Source organism: Azospirillum sp. UENF 312511 (assembly GCF_058780635.1).
In genome coordinates this window covers 425,182-443,953 of sequence record NZ_JBSNCG010000004.1, presented here as the reverse complement: position 1 = coordinate 443,953, position 18,772 = coordinate 425,182, and the positions used below count along the sequence as shown (strand labels likewise).

Here is an 18,772-nt window from a genome sequence, read left to right as displayed (position 1 = left end):
AGGCGTCGGAGGGAGGGGACGGTGCGTGTTCTGATCGTTGAGGACGACGCGGCGGTCAGCTACTGGATCGGAGCGAAGCTCGGCGGCTCCGGCCATTCCTGCCGCTTCGCCGGCGATGGCGAGGACGCGCTGCGCCTGCTGCGCGAGGAGGCGTTCGACGTGGTGGTGCTGGACCGCATGCTGCCCAAGCTGGACGGCATGGAGGTGCTGAAGCGCCTGCAGGGCACCCGCCACCCGCCGGTCCTGGTGCTGTCCGCCCTGGACGAGACGACGGAACGGGTGGCCGGGCTGCGCGCCGGGGCCGACGACTATCTGGGCAAGCCCTTCGATTTCGCCGAGCTGCTGGTCCGGCTGGAGCATCTGGCGACCCGCCGCGCCGTCCTGGCCGGGGCCGGCGACGTTCTGGAGGTCGCCGATCTGGTGATGGACGTCACCCGCCGGCAAGTGACCCGGCGCGGCGTGCCCATCGAGCTGACCGACAAGGAGTTCAAGCTCCTGCACATCCTGATGAGCAACCCCGGCCGCACCGTGACCCGCAGCATGCTGCTGGAGAAGGCCTGGGGCTACGGCTTCAACCCCCCGACCAATCTGGTGGAGGTCCATGTCTTCAAGCTGCGGGCGAAGATCGACAAGGATTTCGACCCGCCCCTGCTGAAGACCGTGCGGGCCATCGGCTATGTCCTGGGCTAGACCGGCCTGGGTCCGGAGGTTCCGCCGCCATCTCGACACGCGCAGCTTCCGCCAGGCCATGGCCATCGGCGCGGTCTTCCTGGTGGTGGCCGGCGCCGCCGTGCTGTGGAGCCGCGCCCTGCTGGTGGAGCTGGTCAACGAACATGTCGTCGACCTGCTGGAGCGCGACCAGGAAACGCACCGCCTGCACGGCGGCTTCGGCGATGCCGCCGCCTTGGTCGCGGAGCTGCGCCGCCGCGAACGCTTCGCGCCGGAGGGCACGCGGCGGCGCATGGTGATCGACCGCGACGGGCGCGTGCTCTACGGCGACGAGGCGATGGCCCGGCGGCTGCTCGCCGTCATCGCCTGCGGCGGTCCGGCCCCCTGCGAAACCGGCCGCATCGACCAGCGCGGCGACGGCTGGAAGGTGCGCGGGATGGTGGTACGGCTGGGCGACGGCGGACGCTACGTCAACGCCTACGACCTCCAGCCCATGCTCGACCAGCTCCGCGCCGTACCGCTGGCGGCGGGCTGCGGCGTGCTGGTGTTCCTGCTGACCAGCGTGGCCTTCGGCATCCGCTTCAGCGCCGGCACGCTGCGCCGGGTGTCGGCCATCACCATGGCGCTGACCGCCTACGCGGCGGGCGACCGCGATCGCCGCGTCGCCATCACCGGCCCGGACGACGAGTTCGCGCGGCTCGGCCGCGAGATCAACCGCACGCTCGACCGCGTGACCCGGCTCGTCGAGGAGGTGTCCAGCGTGTCGAGCAGCATCGCGCACGAGATGCGCACGCCGCTGACCCACCTGCACAACCGGCTGGCCACCATCGCCGAGAACTGCCCCGACGACGCCCTGCGCCGCGAGCTGGAGGAAGGGATCGAGGAGACGCGGCGCATCCAGCACCTGTTCCGCGCCATCATGCGGCTGGGCGAGATCGAGACCGGGCGCTGCACCCTGGCGGTGGAGCCGCTGGACGCGAAGGCGCTGCTGGACGAGGTGGCCGAATCCTACCTGCCGCTGGCCGAGGGCACCGGCACCGTCATCACCGTCGCCGTGGAGCGCGACCTCGATCTGCGCGGCGACCGCACGCTGCTGTTCCAGACCATCGCCAATCTGGTGGACAACGCCCTGAAATACGCGCCGGGCGAGGCGCTGCACCTGTCGGCCGGTCGGCGCGACGGCTGGAACGAGATCGTCGTCGCCGACCGCGGCCGTGGGCTGGCTCCCGGCCAGCGCGCGCTCGCGGTGCAGCGCTTCTGCCGGCTCGACCCGTCGGACCGGGTGCCCGGCCATGGGCTTGGCCTCGCCATCGTGGACGCCATCGCCCGGCTGCACGGCGGCGCCCTGCGGCTGGAGGACAACGGTCCGGGCCTGCGCGCGGTGGTCCGGCTGGAACGCCGGGGCCGCCCGGTGACGGCCCCTGCCGTTCCTGGCGCCATCACCGGCATTCTCCATTAAGCGAAATTAAGCGAAGCGCCGTTGAGCAAATTTGCGAATGCGAACTATTCTCAATTTAGTTTGCAACCGACGCTCCGGACTGCTTCCATGCCGCACAGCACCCCCACCGCCCCGCCCCCCGACACGCTCGCCGCCCTGCGCGAACGCCTCGCCGCCGCGCCGAACGGCGTGCTGGAGGCAGTCGCAGCGGAGAGCAATGTCAGCCTGCTCACCGTCACCGAATGCCTGCCGGACGGCTTGCGCGCCTTCGCGTCGGGGGAAACGGCCGAGGCGGCGATGCTGGACATGGCCGACTGGGGCACGGTCACCGTGCTGGTGCACAGCGCCGACCTCGTTCTGGAGTGCAAGGGGCCGCTGCCGCGCGGGCAATTCGGACGCGGCTTCTACAATCTCGCCGGCGGCAGCCCGATCGGCGGCCACATCCGGCTGGACCGCTGCCGCACCGTCGGCTTCGTCCGCCGGCCCTTCATGGGCAGCGCCGACAGCGCCTCCGTCGTCTTCTTCAACGGCGACGGGGAGGCGATGTTCAAGGTCTTCGTCGGCCGCGACGACGCCCGCCAGCTCCTGCCCGATCAGGTGGAGCGGTTCGAGGCGCTGAAAGCGCGCCTGTGCGGGGCACCGCACGGCACCGCCTGAGTCAGCGCCGACACCGGGCGGCTTCAGCCTATAAATTGCGAATAAGACGCAGTCGCATTTCTACAAAAACAACACGCCAGAAAAACCTCGTGCAGAGAGACAGAGATGATCGTGCCACCCGTGTCCCACCGCCCTCCCCTCCCACCGTCCCGTTCCCGTCTGCGCGCGGCGCTGTGGCTGTCGGCCTCCGCCCTGACGCTGCTGGCCCCTGCCGCCCAGGCGCAGCAGAATCAGCAGGCCACCACCCAGACCGCGCAGGCGACCACCCCGCCGCCCCCGACCATCCTCGACGCGGTGACGGTCTATGGCGAGCGCGGCCTGCGCAGCGTGGGCGAGAACACGGGCACGGTGTCGGTCATCCCCGATTACGAGCTTGAGAAGCGCGGCGTCCACCGCCTCCAGGACCTGCCGCGCTACGAGCCCGGCGTGACGGTCAGCAACTCCCCGTCCCGCGCCGGGGCCGGCGGCTTCACCATCCGCGGCATCAGCAACAACCGCATCCTGATGCAGGTCGACGGCACGCGGCTTCCGGAATCGCCGGCCTCCGCCGCGCCGTCCGCCGGCTACAACCGCGACGTGGTCGATCTGGACTCGGTCAAGCAGGTGGAGATCGTGCGCGGGCCGGCCTCGGCGCTCTACGGGTCGGACGCGCTGGGCGGCGTGGTGACCTATGTGACCAAGGACCCGGCCGACTATCTGCGGCCCGGCCGCGACAGCTTCGTGTCGCTGAAGACGACCTACGACAGCGTCGATTCCAGCCTGTCGGAGACCGGCACGGGGGTGCTGCGCTCCGGCGACTTCTCCCTGCTCGGCATCTACACGCGCCGCGACGGGGAGGAGTACAAGTCCAAGGACAAGGCCTACCGCAACCCGCAGGACTATGAGGGCAACAACGGCCTCGCCAAGCTGGTCTGGGACCACGGGCCGGACAAGGTGACGCTGACCGGCGAGTATTTCCACCGCAGCACCGACACGACGCTGCGCAACGACGTCGGCGGCAGCGCCAGCTACATCTTCTCCATGGTGCCGATGCGGATGACCCGCGGCGCCTTCACCGGCTCCACGGCCGACGATACGGCGACCCGCTGGCGCGTCAGCCTGGAGCACGCGCACGACGCGCCCATCGGCTTCATCGACCACATCGACTGGCGCCTCTACGGCACCCAGTTCGACCGCGAGGAGAAGCGCACCCGCAACGCCCGCGTCGCCACCTCCACCAGTCCGCTGTTCGCCGCCGGCACCGCCCTGCGGGAATCCACCAGCAACGAATCCAAGCAGACGATCGTCGGCGCCGCCGTCAACCTGCGCTCCGACACCCAACTCTTCGGGCTGCGCAACAGCATCTCCTACGGTTTCGGCGTTGATTCCATCCGCACCGAGCGGATGCGCGACGTGACGCTGACCAACCTCGCGACCGGGGCCACCGCGAAGAGCTACAACGGCGACACCTACCCCAGCCGCACCTTCCCCAACACCGACACGCTGATGGCCTCGGCCTATGTGCAGGACGAGATCACCATCGACCGGCTGCGGTTGGTGCCGGCGCTTCGGCTCGACTATTACCGGATGGACCCAGACAAGGACGCCGCCTACTTCGCCGCCCGGCCCTCCACACAGCCGGAGAAGCTGGACAAGCTGGCCCTGTCTCCGAAGTTCGGCGCGACCTACGACCTGACCAAGGAATACGCGCTGTTCGGCCAGTACGCGCACGGCTTTCGCGCGCCGCCCTACGACGACGCCAACCTCGGCTTCTCCAACCCGACCTACGGCTACGAGGTGCTGCCCAACGCCGACCTCAAGCCGGAGAGCAGCGACGGCGTCGAGGCCGGCCTGCGCGGCAAGTTCAGCGACGGGTCGAGCTTCCAAGTCTCCAGCTTCTACAACCGCTACAGCGACTTCATCCTGCAAAGGGCAGTCGGCACCGGCGCCGGCGGCATCCTGCGCTATCAGGCGCAGAACGTCTCGAAGGTCGAGATCTTCGGCGCCGAGGGCAAGGGCGAGTGGCGGTTCCGGCCGGGCTGGGCGCTGTTCGGCGCGGCGGCCTTTGCCCGCGGCTTCGACATCGACGCCGGCACCGCCATCGACGAGGTGGCGCCCTTCACCGTCAACGCCGGCCTGTCCTACACCGCGCCGGACGATTTCTGGGGCGCGCAGGTCGCCGCCACCCACGTGATGGCGAAGAAGGCCGATGACGTGAGCAACCCGACCTACCTGAAGGCTCCGGCCTACACCACGGTGGACCTGGCCGCCTACGTCAACCCGACGGAGAACATCAGCCTGGGCACCTCGGTCAACAACCTGTTCAACCAGGGCTACTACAACTACGTCAACGTCGTCGGCGTCAGCGAGACCTCGCCCGACCGCCGCCGCTATCTGGAGGCCGGCCGTTCCTTCCTGGTGCACGCCACGCTGAAATGGTGATGGCCCGATCTTGACCTTGGCGAGCCGCTCCGGGATCGGCCGGCGCGGCTCACGACATCTGGCTGATGGCCTTGCGGAAGCGCGCCAGCGACAGGCTGAACAGGACCGCGCCGATCCCGATCAGCGCCAGAAATTGCGGCCAGACCACGTCGAGGCCGGCGCCGCGGTACAGGATGGCCTGGGCCAGCATGACGAAGTGGGTCGTCGGCGCGGCGAGCATCACATCCTGGACGAGGGCGGGCATGCTCTCCCGCGACGTCATGCCTCCCGACAGCATCTGCAACGGCACCATCACCAGGATCAGCAGCATGCCGAACTGCGGCATGCTGCGGGCCACCGTCCCCAGGAAGATGCCCATCGACGTGGTGGCGAACAGGTGCAGGGCGGCGGCGCCGAGGAACAGGGCGACGGACCCGCCGATGGGAACCGCCAGCAGCCCCTGGACGACGAAGACCAGGGAAAAGGCGCAGGCGACGAGCACGACCAGCGCCATCGACCAGATCTTGCCGACCATGATCTCGACGGGCGTGACCGGCATCACCAGCAGATGCTCGATGGTGCCATGCTCGCGCTCCCGGATCAGGGCGGCGCCGGTCAGGATGATCGACAGCATCGTGACTTGGTTGATGACCTCGATCACCGATCCGAACCAGCCCTTGTTCAGCTCGGGATTGAAGCGGACCCGCAGGGCGAGGTCGACCGGGAGGGTTTGTTCCCCGCGGTAACGCTGCACGAAGGCGCCGACCTCCCCGCTCACGATCTGCTGGATGTAGGCGCTCCCGGAAAAGGCCTGGGTCATCCGGGTGGCATCGACGTTGAGCTGGATCGCCGGCTGGCGCCCGGCGAGGACGTCGCGCTGGAAGTTGGGCGGAATGTCGAGCGCGAAGGTGTCGAGCCCGGCGTCCATGCGGGCGTCCATCTCGGCGGGCGTGATCAGGACCGGCGGCAGGAAATAGGGCGGGTAGAAGGCGCCGACGATGCGGGCCGACAGGGGCGAGCGGTCCTCGTCGACGATGGCGATCGCCGCCTTGTTCAGCGTCTCCGGGATGGCGGTGGCCGCCGTGTAGATCGCCAGCGTGAAGGAGTAGACGATGAGGGCCAGAAGCATCGGGTCGCGGGCGAGGCTGCGCAGTTCCTTGATGCCGAGGTTCAGGACGTTGGACGCCTGCATCGCTCAGGTCTCCTGCTTCTTCAGCAGCAGCACGCTCACCCCGATCAGGACCGGCACGGCGATCAGCAGCGCGGCGAAGGCGGCGTGCAGATCCCCGAAGCCCAGGGCTTTGGAGAAGACGCCCCGCGACATGGTCAGGAAATGGGTGGTCGGGTAGACCTCTCCGATGAGGGCCGCGGCACCCCCCAGGGAGGAGACCGGATCGATCATGCCGGAATACTGGGTCGCCGGTATCAGCGTCGCGACGGTGGTGCCGAAGACGGCGGCGATCTGGCTGCGCATGAAGCTGGACATCAGCAGCCCCATGGCGGTCGCCGCGACGGTGTAGAGCACGGCGCCGGTGGTCAGGGCCAGCAGGTTTCCGGTCAGCGGCACGCCGAAGGCGGTGACCGCCAGCGCCACCATCAGAAGGAAGTTGAGCATGGCCAGCCCGACATAGGGCAGTTGCTTGCCGATCAGGAACTCCAGCTTGGTGACCGGCGTGACGTAGAGGTTGATGATCGAGCCGAGTTCCTTCTCCCGCACGACGCTGAGCGCGGCCAGCATCGCCGGGATCAGCAGCAGCAGGATCGGGATGACCGCCGGCACGATGGCCTTCAGGCTCTCGACGTCCGGGTTGTAGCGGAAGCGGGTCTCGATGGTGGCGAGGCCGGGCGTCTGGCTCCGCGAGGCCAGCCACTGGCTGTGCATGCCCTGCACATAGCCGCTGACCGTCTCGGCGCGCGCCGGCATGGAACCATCGATCCACGCCCCGATCTGGACCGGACGCCCGCGGGCGACGTCGCGCCCGAAGCCCGGCGGGATTTCCAGCGCCAGGGAAAGGTCGCCCGCCCGCATGCGCCGGTCGAGATCCTCGTAGTCGATGATCGGCGCCTGTTCGACGAAGTAGCGGGAGCCTGCGAGATTGAGCGTGTAGTCGCGGCTCACCGTCGTCTGGTCCCGGTCCAAGACCGCGAAGGACAGGTCCTCGACGTCCATGTTGATGCCGTAGCCCATGATGACCATCAGCAGGAGGCTGCCGACCAGGGCGAGCGTCGCCCGGATGGGATCGCGCCGCAACTCCAGCGCCTCCAGACGCGAGTAGCTGAGCATGCGCCGCGGGTTGAAGAACCGGCCTTCCGTGCGTTCACCGGAAGGGGCGGCGGGCGGCGGAACCGGCCGGCGATCGTTAGGAGCCGCCGCCGCATCGCTTTCCCGGCGCGCCGCCACGGCCTCCTCCAGATAACCGATGAAGGCTTCCTCCAACGTCGCGGCGCCGCGCTTGGCGACGAGCGCCGCCGGCGTGTCGCTGACCAGCACGCGGCCGGCGTGCATCAGCGAGACGCGGTCGCAGCGCTCGGCCTCGTTCATGAAATGCGTCGAGATGAAGATCGTCACCCCGTCCCGGCGCGCCAGCCCGATCATGATCTCCCAGAACGCGTCGCGCGCGATGGGATCGACGCCCGACGTCGGCTCGTCCAGGATCAGCATGGCGGGCTCGTGGACCATCGCGACGGCGAGGGACAGGCGCTGGCGCTGGCCGAGGGGCAGCCGGTCCGGCAACGCCTCCATCGCGTCGGCGAGGCCGAAGCGCTCCGCCACCGCCGCGACCCGGTGGGGAAGGACGTCCTCGGGCACCTGGAACAGGCGGGCGTGCAGTTCCAGGTTCTGCCGGATCGTCAGCTCCGAATAGAGCGAGAAGGACTGGGACATGTAGCCGACGCGCCGCCGGGTCTCGATGTTGCCGGCGTCCACCGGCTGCCCGAACAGCCGGGCCTCGCCCTCGCTCGGCTGGAGCAGGCCGGTCAGCATCTTCATCGTCGTCGTCTTGCCGCAGCCGTTGGAGCCGAGGAAGCCGAAGATCTCGCCGCGCGGGATGCGGAAGCTGACATGATCGACCGCCACGAAACCGCCGAACCGCATGGTCAGGCCCTTCGCCTCGATGGCGATGTCGCTTGCGTCGCCCGCTCGCGGCACGATCGCGACGGCCTTGTGGCCGCGGCGCTTCTCCTCGGGCATCAGCGCGACGAAGGCCTCCTCCAGCGTCGCGGTTCCGGTGCGGTCGAGCAGGTCCCGTGGGCTGCCGGTGGCCAGCACGCGCCCCTCGTCCATGGCGACGAGCCAGTCGAAGCGCGCCGCCTCCTCCATGTAGGCGGTGGCCACCACCACGCTCATGCCGGGCCGGTCCGCCCTTATGCGGTCGATCAGCTCCCAGAACTGCCGGCGGGAGAGCGGGTCCACGCCCGTGGTCGGCTCGTCGAGGATCAGCAGGTCCGGATCGTGGATGAGCGCGCAGCACAGGCCGAGCTTCTGCTTCATGCCGCCGGACAGCTTGCCGGCGGGCCGGTCGAGAAACGGCGCCAGACCGGTGCTTTGCGTCAGGTCGGCGATGCGCCTCCGGCGTTCGGCCCCGCCCTGGCCGAACAGCCGTCCGAAGAAGTCGAGATTCTCGGCGATCGACAGCGTCGGGTAGAGATTCTTGCCGAGGCCCTGCGGCATGTAGGCGATGCGGGGGCACACGGCGCGGCGGTGGCGTGCCCGGGCCATGCTGCCGCCCAGCACCTCGACCGTCCCCTCCTGCAGGGCGCGCGCGCCCGACATCAGCGACAGCAGGCTCGACTTGCCGACCCCGTCGGGACCGATCAGCCCTGAGACGCGCCCCGCCGGAACGTCCAGGCTGACCCCGTCGATGGCCCGGACCTTTCCGTACAGCAGACGAACGTCCCGCAGACGCGCAACGGGTGATGCGGCGGAGCGGTCGGCGCGGTCGGCGCTCATGGCACGAGGTTTTGCAGGCTGGCCGGCCATTCGGTGTCCGGATCGATCCGCACATAGGCCACCCCCGGCAAGCCGGTCTTCACGTCACGGATGTATTTCTTGAGCAACGGAGGGGGGACCTGGGCCTTGATCCGGAACATCAGCTTCTGGCGTTCGCTGGCCGTCTCCACGGTCTTCGGAGTGAACTGGGCGACGTCGGCCACGAAGGTGGCCTTGGCGGGAATGACGTATTGCGGGAAGGCGTCGAGAGCGATGCGCACCTCCGTCCCGATCCTCACCCGCCCGGCGGCCTCCGTCGGCAGGAAGAAGGTCATGTAGACGTCGCTGAGATCGACCATGTTCAGCACCCGCCCGCCGGCGCCGAGCACCTCGCCCGGCTGCGCCACCCGGAACTGCACCCGGCCGTCGCGCGGCGAGCGGAGCGTGCTGTCCCGGATGTCGGCCTGGATGCGCTCGATGGTGGCCGCGGCGGCGTCGACCGCCGCTTTGGCGTTGACGACCTGGGCCTCGGCGGTGGCGATGGCGGCGTCGGCCGCGGCGACCTGCGCCTTGGCGGCGCTGACGGCGGCGTTCGCGCTTTCGAAGCGGGCGCGGTCGGTGTCGAGCACCTGCCGCGACGTCGTGCCCCGCGCCTCCAACTCCTCGGACCGGGCGAGCTGCTTCTGGGCGACGTCCCGCTCGGCCTCGCGCTGGGCGACCAGGGACAGCGCCGACTGCCGCTCGGCCTGGCGCTGGAGCACCTGATGGCGGGCGGTCTCGACGCCGATGACCGCCTGCTGCTTCTGCGCCTCGGCCTGCTTGGCCTGGGCCTGGAGCACGTCGGTGTCCATGCGGGCGAGCACCTGCCCGGCGGTGACGAAATCGCCCTCATCGACCAGGATGTCCTCGACCCGTCCGGCGGTTTTCGTGGCGATGTCGATCTCGACCGCCTCGATCCGGCCGTTGCCGCTGGCCAGACCGGCGGGCAGCCCCCTGGGTTGCAGGAACAGCCACACCCCGTAGAGGACCACGACGATGGACAGCGCGGCTGCGGCCCTGAGCAGCCACCGGCTTGGCTTCCTCATCATCCACCGATCCATTCCGCTTGCAGGCAACGCCTTCAAGGGGATCCAGCCTATCAGACCACCCGCGCAGCGCCACCGGCTTTTTCAGCCGGAGGTGGAAGGCGCTGCCTTTCGCCGCATCGGGATGTCCACTCAGTCTTCCTTGGCCGGAACGCCACGGATGTGCCCGGCATTTCCCCAATCGTCCGACGACGCTCCTCCGGCCGGGGCTCGGTCGGACGCCTCGGCGTTCGGGTTGGGATGCTGGTTGACGGCCAGCGGCCCGCTGAACAGGCCGCGGATCACCGTGTAGAACACCGGGGTGAAGATCAGCCCGAACAGCGTGACCCCCAGCATTCCCATGAACACCGCGGTGCCCAGCGACTGGCGCATCTCCGCCCCCGCGCCCTGCGCGATCATCAGCGGCACGACGCCCAGGATGAAGGCGAAGGACGTCATCAGGATCGGGCGGAGCCGGGTGCGCGCCGCCGCGACCGCCGCCTCGAAGCGGTCCTTGCCCTCGAACAGCTCGTTCTGGCGGGCGAACTCGACGATGAGGATGGCGTTCTTGGCGGCCAGCCCGACCAGCACGACGAACCCCACCTGCGCCAGTATGTCCACCGCCAGCCCGCGCATCAGCAGGCCGGTCACCGAGGCCAGCAGGCACATCGGCACGATCAGGATGACCGACAGCGGCATCGCCCAGCTCTCGTACTGCGCCGCCAGCACCAGGAAGACGAAGACGACGGACAGCCCGAACACCAGCAGGCCGGTGTTGCCCGCCGCCTTCTCCTGGTAGGCCAGTTCGGTCCATTCGAAGCCGAAGCCGTCCGGCAGGGTGTCGGCCGCCGCCTTCTCCATCGCCGCCAGCGCGTAGCCGGTGGAGAAGCCGGGCAGCGTGTTCCCCTGCAGCTCCGCCGCCGGATACAGGTTGTAGCGGGCGACGCGGTAGGGTCCGGTGATGTTCTGGAACTCCGCCACAGCACCGATCGGGACCATGTCGCCCTGCGCGTTGCGGGTCTTCAGGTTGGCGATGTCGCGCGGGGTCTGGCGGAACCGCCCGTCGGCCTGCGCGGTCACCCGGTAGGTGCGGCCCAGCAGATTGAACTCGTTGACGAAGGAGGAGCCGACATAGATCTGCAGCGCCTCGAACACCTGATCGGCGGTGACGCCCAGCATCTCGGCGCGCTGGCGGTCGATGTCGGCGAAGACCTTCGGCGTCTTGGTGTTGAACAGCGAGAACACGCCGACGAGGCCCGGGATGCGGTTCGCCGCGCCGGACAGCTCGTTCACCGCCTCCTCCAGCGCGGGCAGGCCGCGGCCCCGCTTGTCCTCGACCATCATCTTGAAGCCGCCGGAATTGCCGATGCCGCGCACCGGCGGCGGCGGGATGGTGATGATGAAGGCGTCCTCGATGGCGCCCAGCCGGGTCCTCAGGTCGCCCAGCACGGACTCCGCGGTCTGGCCCTTCGGGATGCGGTCGGCGAAGGGGGCAAGCGTCACGAAGATCGCCCCGGCGTTCGGCGCGTTGGTGAAGGTGGCGCCGTCGAAGCCGGCGAAGGGCACGGCGTGGATCACCCCCGGCGTCTTCAGCAGCGTGTCCACCGCGGTGCGCACCACCTCGTCCGTACGGGCCAGCGACGAGCCGGGCGGCAACTGCACCACCGTGATGAGGTAGCCCTGGTCCTGGTTCGGGATGAAGCCCGTCGGCGCCCGGCTGAATTGCCATCCCGTCAGGGCGAGCAGCACGCCGTAGACCGCCAGCACGATCACCGGCAGCCGCACCAGCCGCCCGGTCAGCCCGGCATAGCCGTTGGACAGCCGATCGAAGCCCCGGTTGAAGCCGCCGAAGAAGGCGTTGACCGGGCGCATCAGCGGCGACGGCTTGGGCGGGTGCGCCTCGTGCGGCTTGAACAGCAGCGCGCACAGCGCCGGGCTGAGGGTCAGCGACACCAGACAGGAAATCACCGTGGCGGTCGCGATGGTCACCGCGAACTGGCGGAAGAACTGGCCGGAGATGCCGCTGACCAGGGCCGCCGGGATGAACACGGCGGTGAGCACCAGGGCGATGGCGATCAGCGCGCCGCCGACCTCGTTCATCGTCTCGTGCGCGGCGTCCTTGGGCTTCATGCCCTGGCGGATGAAGCGCTCCACATTCTCCACCACGACGATGGCGTCGTCCACGACGATGCCGATCGCCAGCACCAGCCCGAACAGCGACAGCGTGTTCAGCGAATAGCCCAGCGCCGCCAAGACCGTGAAGGTGCCGATCAGCGAGACCGGGATCGCGGCGATCGGCACGATGGAGGCGCGCCATGTCTGAAGGAACAGGATGACGACCACCACCACCAGCGCCACGGCCTCGAAGATCGTCTTGTAGACCTCCTCCACCGACTGCGCGATGAACTCCGTCGGGTTGTAGACCACGTCGTAGCGCATCCCGCTGGGGAAGCCCTTGGAGAGGTCCGCCATGGTCGCCAGGATGCGGTCGGCGGTTTCCAGCGCGTTGGAGCCCGGCCTCTGGAAGATGACCAGCGGCACCGCCTGCTGGCGGTCCAGATAGGCGTTCAGATTGTAGTCCTGCGCCCCCAGCTCGACCCGCGCCACGTCGCGCAGGCGGGTGACCGCGGCCCCGTCGGTCTTGACGATGATGTTGCCGAACTCGCGCGGGTCGGTCAGGCGGCCCAGCGTCTCGACGTTGAGCTGGAAGGCGCCGGGGGCCGGCACCGGCGGCTGGTTGATGACACCGCCCGACACCTGGACGTTCTGTGCCTGGATCGCCCGCACCACGTCGCCGGCGGTCAGGCCGCGCGCCGCCACCCGGTCGGGGTCGAGCCAGACGCGCATGGCGTAGTCGCGGGCACCGAACACCTGGATGTCGCCCACCCCGTCCAGGCGCGCCAGCACGTCCTTGATCTGCAGCAGCGCGTAGTTGGACATGTAGAGCTGGTCGCGCGTCCCATCCGGCGAGTTCAGATGGATCACCATCAGCATGTCGGGCGAGTTCTTGCGCACGGTCACGCCGATGCGCCGCACGTCCTCCGGCAGGCGGGGCTCGGCCACGGCAAGGCGGTTCTGCACCAGCACCTGCGCGGTGTCCAGGTCGGTGCCCAGCTTGAAGGTGATGGTGAGCTGGAGCCGTCCGTCGCTGGTCGCCTGCGAGGACATGTAGAGCATGTCCTCGACGCCGTTGACCTCCTGCTCGATGGGGGCGGACACGGTGTCGGCGACCACCTGCGCCGACGCGCCGGGGTAGGTCGCATTGACCACGATGGTCGGCGGCGCGATCTCCGGATACTGCGCGACCGGCAGGGTCAGATAGGCGAAGATCCCGATGAGCGTGACGAAGATGGACAGGACCGCCGCGAAGATCGGCCGGTTGATGAAGAAGTGCGAAATGTTCATGGCGCCGGCTCCGCTCAACCGGCCGGCGGCTTGGGTGGCTCGATCCGTCCGTCCTGCGGCGTCACCTTGGCGCCCGGCCGGGCCCGGACGAGGCCGTTGATGATGACCTTGTCGGTCTCCTCCAGCCCGGAGCGCACGACGCGCAACCCGTCCTCGATGGGGCCGAGGCGCACCGGCTTCGGCACCACCGTCCCGTCGTTGCCGACCGTCAGGACGATCTTGTTGGCCTGATCGCTGACCACCGCCTGATCGGGGATCAGCGTGGCGGTGTAGCGGTCGGACCCCGGCAGGCGCAGCCGCCCGAACTGGCCGGGCGTCAGCAGCAGCGACGGGTTGGGAAAGACGGCGCGGGCACGGATGGTGCCGGCGCCGGGGCTCACCTGATTGTCGATGAAGTTGAGCGTGCCCTTCAAGGGCCAGTTCTGCTCGTCGAACAGGCGGCCTTCGACCTCGATGCCGCCGTCGCGCTGCGACTTCAACGCACCGCGCGCCGCCGCCCGCTGATAGGCGAGGTAGTCGGCTTCGCTCATGTCGAAGATGAAGTAGATCGGGTCGAGCGAGACGATGGTGGTCAGCAGGGTCGTCGTGCTGGTGTCGCCGCCGACGATGAGGTTGCCGACGCTGACCTCGCGCCGGCTGATGCGGCCAGCGATCGGGGCGGTGATTCGGGTGAAGTTCAGGTTCAGCTCCGCCGTCCGCACGGCGGCCTTCGCCACCTCGACCCCGGCGGCGTCGACGCGGACCTGCTGCTGGCGCTCGTCGAACACGCTGGCCGCGACGTTGTCGCTGCGCCGCAGCTCCGACGCGCGGGCGAGCTGGCGGTTCGACAAATCCAGCTTGGCTTCGGCCTGCTGCTGTTCCGCCCGCGCCGAGGCCAGCGCCGCCTCGAAGGGGCGCGGATCGATGACGAACAGCGGGTCGCCCTGCTTGACGAGCTGGCCGTCCTGGAAGGCGATGGAGTCGAGATAGCCGCTGACCCGCGCCCGGATCTCCACGAAGTCCACCGCCTGGAACTGGCCGGTGAACTCGTCCCACTCGACGATCTCCTTGCGCAGCGGCGGGCTGACCGTCACCGGCGGCGGAGCGTTCTGGGCGGTCTCGGCGGCGCGGGCGCCATTGCCGGACGGACCGGCCATCGACAGGACGGCGATCGCCGCGAGGGCGGCGAGCAACAGCGCCAATCCGGCCATCACCCGACGAACGGATGCAGCCCTTCCTGTCCCAATCGCCGTCATGACCACCTCCGTTCCCGTCTCCGGAGCAAGGATGGTTGCATGGATCACCAAAGTACCACAGGACGCGAAGGTTGCAATCGCTACCCCTTGTAAAGGGGGAGAATCTCCAAATCCGTTCGCAAATTTGGCAAGGCGAAGCGAGGACGGATGATGCGGCACGACCGCGGAACGGCGGATTCGGTCCTGGGCACGGCACCACTCCCGACATCGATCTGTTCCTGCACTGTGTCATACGGCCGGCGCATGAACAGTTCCATGATCGGCCGGCCGTATGACCCTTTCGCACATGGCTGCGCCATGTGCTGTCGGGTTTGAACCGAAGGCGTTTGATGGAAGCCATCAAACGCCTTCGGTATCACAGGCAGGAGGCCACCATGGCATCGCGCGCCGAGCGCTCCGACCCCGGTTTGTGGGAAAAGGTCAAGGCAAGCATTCAACACGGCGACAAAGGCGGCGAGCCCGGCCAGTGGTCCGCCCGCAAGGCCCAGATGGCCGTCCAGGAGTACAAGCGGCGCGGCGGCGGCTACGAAGGCCCGAAGTCCGCGGACAACAGCCTGAAGCAGTGGACCGACGAGGACTGGGGTACGCGCTCCGGCAAGCCGAGCGGGGAAACGGGGGAACGCTACCTGCCCCGGCACGCCCGCGACCACCTGTCCAAGGCGGACTACCAGCGCACCAGCGACAAGAAGCGCGCCGACACGACGAAGGGCCGGCAGTTCTCCCGGCAGCCGGACGACGTGGCCCGCAAGACGGCCCCCTTCCGGCACCACGACGGCGGGGAATTGACCCGTGCCGCCCTCTACGAAAAGGCCAAGCAGCAGAACCTGCCCGGCCGGTCCCGCATGACCAAGGAGGAGTTGCGGAAGGCCCTCTCCTGACCTCCCGCCATACCGCGAGACAACCGCCCGGCAGCCCCCAGGCCGCCTGTGGGCTTGTACTTTTTGTCGACGCCCTTGCCGGAAATTGGCGTTTGAGGTGAATCGCGACGCTGCCTAGCCTGCCACCTGTCCACGACGCGACGTGACCGCTCCACACCACATTGCGGGCTTGAATGATGAAGGAACATCCGGTGGCAGGCACAGATTCGATCGCCGATCTCGTGATTCACGGGGGTGAAATCGTCACCTCCGCGGCGCGTTTCCCGGCCAGCATCGCCATCAGCAACGGCAGGATCGCCGCCATCGGCGCGCCGGAGACGATGCCGCCGTCGGCCGAAACGCTGGACGCGACCGGCCTCGCCATCCTGCCCGGCGGGATCGACGTCCATGTGCATTTCCGCGATCCCGGCTACACCCACAAGGAGGACTGGGCCAGCGGCACCAGCGCCGCGGCGTTCGGCGGCGTGACCACCGTCTTCGACATGCCCAACACCATCCCGACCGTGGCCACGCCGGAGATCCTGGCCGCCAAGCACGCCATCGCGGACGAGAAGGCCTTTGTCGATTACGGCCTCTACGCGGTGCTGGGCGAGGAGTCGCTCGACCACGTCGAAGCGCTGGCCGAGGGCGGCGTCATCGGCTTCAAGCTCTACATGGGCAACACCTTTGGGCGCATCCCGTCGCCGGACACCGGCGCCATGCTCGAACTGTTCGAGCGCGTCGCGCCGACCGGCAAGCGCGTCAGCCTGCACGCCGAAACCAACACCATCATGGAGCGGCGGGAGAAGCGCCTGCGCGAGGCCGGCCGCAACGATCCGCTCGCCCACCTCGACTCCCGCCCGGCCGTCGTGGCGGTGGAGGCGGTGGAGCGCGCCGCGACCCTGGCCGAATGGACCGGTGCGCGCATCCACATCCTGCACATCTCCTCCAAGGAGGAACTCCGCCCGCTCGCCGAGGCGAAGGCCCGCGGCGTGGACATCACCGGCGAAACCGGCCCGCACTACCTGATGCTGAGCACCGACGACTACGCGCGCTGCAAGGGCGTCATCCGCGTCAACCCGCCGGTGCGCGAGGCCGATTGCCACGAGCCGCTGTGGAACGCCCTGAAGGACGGCACGATCGACATGATCGCCACCGACCACGCGCCCCACACGCCGGAGGAGAAGACCCGGTCGGTGATCTGGAACTGCGACTGCGGCTTCCCCGGCGTGGAAACGCAGATGCCGCTGATGCTGACCGCCGTCGCGGAAGGCCGCATGGACATCCGCGACTATGTCCGCGCCAGCTCGGAAGCCCCGGCCAAGAGCTTCGGCCTCTACCCGCAGAAGGGCGCCATCCTGCCCGGCGCCGACGCCGACCTCGCGCTGTTCGACCTGTCCGAGGAGTGGGTGATCGACGACTTCAAGCTGCACTCGCTGTCGCGCATCTCCCCCTGGCACGGGCGCAAGGTGAAGGGAAAGCTGAAGCACACGCTGGTCCGCGGGGCCTTCGTGGTGCGCGACGGCGCCCTGGTCGAGACCATGAGGGGCCACGGCCGCTCCGTCCACACCATCCAGCGCATGCCGCCGGCCGAGCCGCGCAACATCCACAAGACCATCGCGGCGGTCACCGCCGCCCAGATCAGCGCGGCGGTCACCGCCGCCAAGCCGTGACGGGGACGCCGGCCATGAGCGACCTCCTCATCACCGCCGGCCCCTTCCGTTTCGAAGCCCGCTTCGAGACGGACGGGGCGCCGAAGACGGTTGCCGCGCTCCGCGCGCGGCTTCCCTTCCGCAGCCGCATCGTCCATGTCCGCTGGAGCGGCGAGGGCGTGTGGGTGCCGCTGGGGGAGACGGATTTCGCCGTCCCCTACGAGAACCACACCAGCCATCCGGCGCCGGGGCAGATCATCCTGTACCCCGGCGGCCTCAGCGAGACGGAAATCCTGCTGGCCTACGGCGGCGTCAGCTTCTCCAGCAAGGTCGGCCAGCTCGCCGGCAACCACGTCATCACCCTGACGTCCGGGCTGGAGAACCTGCCGGAGCTGGGCCGTCTGGTGCTGTGGGAAGGGGCCAAGGATTTCGAGATTGCCCTGCTCTGACCGCGCCGCCCTCTCCTCCTCCGGCAGGGAGAGGGCGAGCCGGCGGGCTCAGGACGCGCCGTGCAGCGCCCAGCGCGGAAGCAGGGCGTGGATGCCCTTGTGCCGGTTGACCAGCTGCGTCACCCGCAAATCGGCGGCGACGCTGCACAGGCGATAGGCCTCCTCGGCGGACAGGCCGGTGCGGCCGGAAATCAGCGCGATCATAGCGCGGAGCGCGATCCGCGCCGCCTCGTCGAGGTCCGGGTCGAACCCCATGGTGATGACGTGGTCCGCCGTCTCCGCCCACGGGCCGGCCAGACCGGCCCCCTTCACCAGCTCGACACGGAAACACCCGGTCAGGCCGGTTTCGACCGCGGTCAGGCAGACCTCGCCGTCGCCCTGCGCGGCGTGGCCGTCACCGACGGACAGCAGCGCGCCCGCGGTCCACACCGGCAGGTGCAGCACCGCGCCCGCCGTCAGCTCCTTGTTGTCGATGTTGCCGCCGAAGGCGCCGGGCACGATGGACGTCAGCCGCCCGTCGGCGGGTGGCGGCGCCGTCCCGATCACGCCGAAGAAGGGGCGGGCCGGAATCTCCAGTCCCCAGGGCATCTGGATCACGCCGCGCGCGCGGTCGATGGGCAGATGGATGCGGCCCCCCCCTGGCGCCAGATCGGGCACCAGATCGGGCAGCGCCCCGGCGCCGGGGCGGATCAGGTTGAAGCCCCAGTCGTCGCGCAGCGACACCTCCAGGATATCCACCCGCAGCGCGTCCCCCGGCTCCGCGCCGCGGACGGCGATCGGCCCGGTCATGATGTGCGGTCCCGGCCCCGGCTCCACGGCGGCGAGGATTCGCCGGTGCTCCGGGCGGACGGTCATGCCGCGCCCGTCCGGCGGCAAATCCTCCGTCCCGCCGCTGACGGTGTGGATCGTCACGACGTCGCCGCTGGCGATCTCGGCGACCGGCGGCAGCGTTCCATCGAAAAAGCCCCAATGCACGCATTCGGGAGTCGGAAAAAGGTCGAGCGGCATGGAGCGGTCC

General features: G+C 69.2%; 13 protein-coding genes. 7 read left to right on the top strand and 6 right to left on the bottom strand.

Going from position 1 to position 18,772, the window contains the following annotated elements; translation table 11 throughout:
- Window positions 1-21 precede the first annotated feature (21 nt).
- The 4 genes from ACWPN7_RS27390 (at window position 22) to ACWPN7_RS27375 (ending at window position 5,185) form a co-directional block, all read left to right on the top strand.
- Entirely contained in the window at window positions 22-690 is a 669-nt protein-coding gene (locus ACWPN7_RS27390; protein ID WP_349619170.1) for a response regulator transcription factor, read from the top strand.
- Window positions 677-2,128 carry a sensor histidine kinase gene (locus tag ACWPN7_RS27385; protein WP_451996630.1) on the top strand — a complete coding sequence of 484 codons (1,452 nt, stop codon included), beginning with the start codon at window positions 677-679 and terminating at the stop codon, window positions 2,126-2,128. The genes ACWPN7_RS27390 and ACWPN7_RS27385 overlap by 14 nt, the downstream gene beginning before the upstream one ends.
- 87 nt (window positions 2,129-2,215) lie before the next feature.
- The gene (gene hutX / locus ACWPN7_RS27380) at window positions 2,216-2,764 is read left to right on the top strand and encodes a heme utilization cystosolic carrier protein HutX (protein WP_451996628.1); all 549 of its coding nucleotides are present in this window, start codon (window positions 2,216-2,218) and stop codon (window positions 2,762-2,764) included.
- A gap of 105 nt (window positions 2,765-2,869) precedes the next feature.
- Complete coding sequence (locus ACWPN7_RS27375; RefSeq protein ID WP_456524387.1) at window positions 2,870-5,185, top strand: TonB-dependent hemoglobin/transferrin/lactoferrin family receptor; 2,316 nt, start codon at window positions 2,870-2,872, stop codon at window positions 5,183-5,185.
- 49 nt (window positions 5,186-5,234) lie between these two features.
- Here the strand turns inward: ACWPN7_RS27375 and ACWPN7_RS27370 are convergent, their stop codons facing one another.
- From ACWPN7_RS27370 to ACWPN7_RS27350, 5 genes are all read right to left on the bottom strand, one after another.
- Window positions 5,235-6,356 carry an ABC transporter permease gene (locus tag ACWPN7_RS27370; protein ID WP_459196285.1) on the bottom strand — a complete coding sequence of 374 codons (1,122 nt, stop codon included), beginning with the start codon at window positions 6,354-6,356 and terminating at the stop codon, window positions 5,235-5,237.
- 3 nt (window positions 6,357-6,359) lie between these two features.
- Entirely contained in the window at window positions 6,360-9,113 is a 2,754-nt protein-coding gene (gene rbbA / locus ACWPN7_RS27365) for a ribosome-associated ATPase/putative transporter RbbA (protein WP_459196284.1), read from the bottom strand.
- The gene (locus ACWPN7_RS27360; RefSeq protein ID WP_459196283.1) at window positions 9,110-10,180 is read right to left on the bottom strand and encodes an HlyD family secretion protein; all 1,071 of its coding nucleotides are present in this window, start codon (window positions 10,178-10,180) and stop codon (window positions 9,110-9,112) included. The genes rbbA and ACWPN7_RS27360 overlap by 4 nt, the downstream gene beginning before the upstream one ends.
- A gap of 129 nt (window positions 10,181-10,309) precedes the next feature.
- Window positions 10,310-13,561 carry an efflux RND transporter permease subunit gene (locus ACWPN7_RS27355; protein WP_081863401.1) on the bottom strand — a complete coding sequence of 1,084 codons (3,252 nt, stop codon included), beginning with the start codon at window positions 13,559-13,561 and terminating at the stop codon, window positions 10,310-10,312.
- 14 nt (window positions 13,562-13,575) lie between these two features.
- The gene (locus ACWPN7_RS27350) at window positions 13,576-14,733 is read right to left on the bottom strand and encodes an efflux RND transporter periplasmic adaptor subunit (protein ID WP_459196282.1); all 1,158 of its coding nucleotides are present in this window, start codon (window positions 14,731-14,733) and stop codon (window positions 13,576-13,578) included.
- 437 nt (window positions 14,734-15,170) lie between these two features.
- Here ACWPN7_RS27350 and ACWPN7_RS27345 point away from each other — a divergent pair, with 437 nt between their 5' ends.
- The 3 genes from ACWPN7_RS27345 (at window position 15,171) to ACWPN7_RS27335 (ending at window position 17,754) form a co-directional block, all read left to right on the top strand.
- Complete coding sequence (locus tag ACWPN7_RS27345; protein ID WP_201042328.1) at window positions 15,171-15,674, top strand: DUF5872 domain-containing protein; 504 nt, start codon at window positions 15,171-15,173, stop codon at window positions 15,672-15,674.
- A 191-nt stretch (window positions 15,675-15,865) separates the two neighbouring features.
- Window positions 15,866-17,326, top strand: a complete 1,461-nt coding sequence (locus ACWPN7_RS27340; RefSeq protein WP_459196281.1) for a dihydroorotase — start codon at window positions 15,866-15,868, stop codon at window positions 17,324-17,326.
- 14 nt (window positions 17,327-17,340) lie between these two features.
- Window positions 17,341-17,754 (top strand): DUF3830 family protein, encoded by a 414-nt coding sequence (locus ACWPN7_RS27335; protein WP_200476228.1) that lies wholly within the window; start codon window positions 17,341-17,343, stop codon window positions 17,752-17,754.
- Window positions 17,755-17,802: 48 nt separating this feature from the next.
- On the opposite strand, the gene ACWPN7_RS27330 is transcribed toward ACWPN7_RS27335, so the two are convergent.
- The gene (locus ACWPN7_RS27330; RefSeq protein WP_459196280.1) at window positions 17,803-18,762 is read right to left on the bottom strand and encodes an acetamidase/formamidase family protein; all 960 of its coding nucleotides are present in this window, start codon (window positions 18,760-18,762) and stop codon (window positions 17,803-17,805) included.
- Window positions 18,763-18,772: the final 10 nt, after the last annotated feature.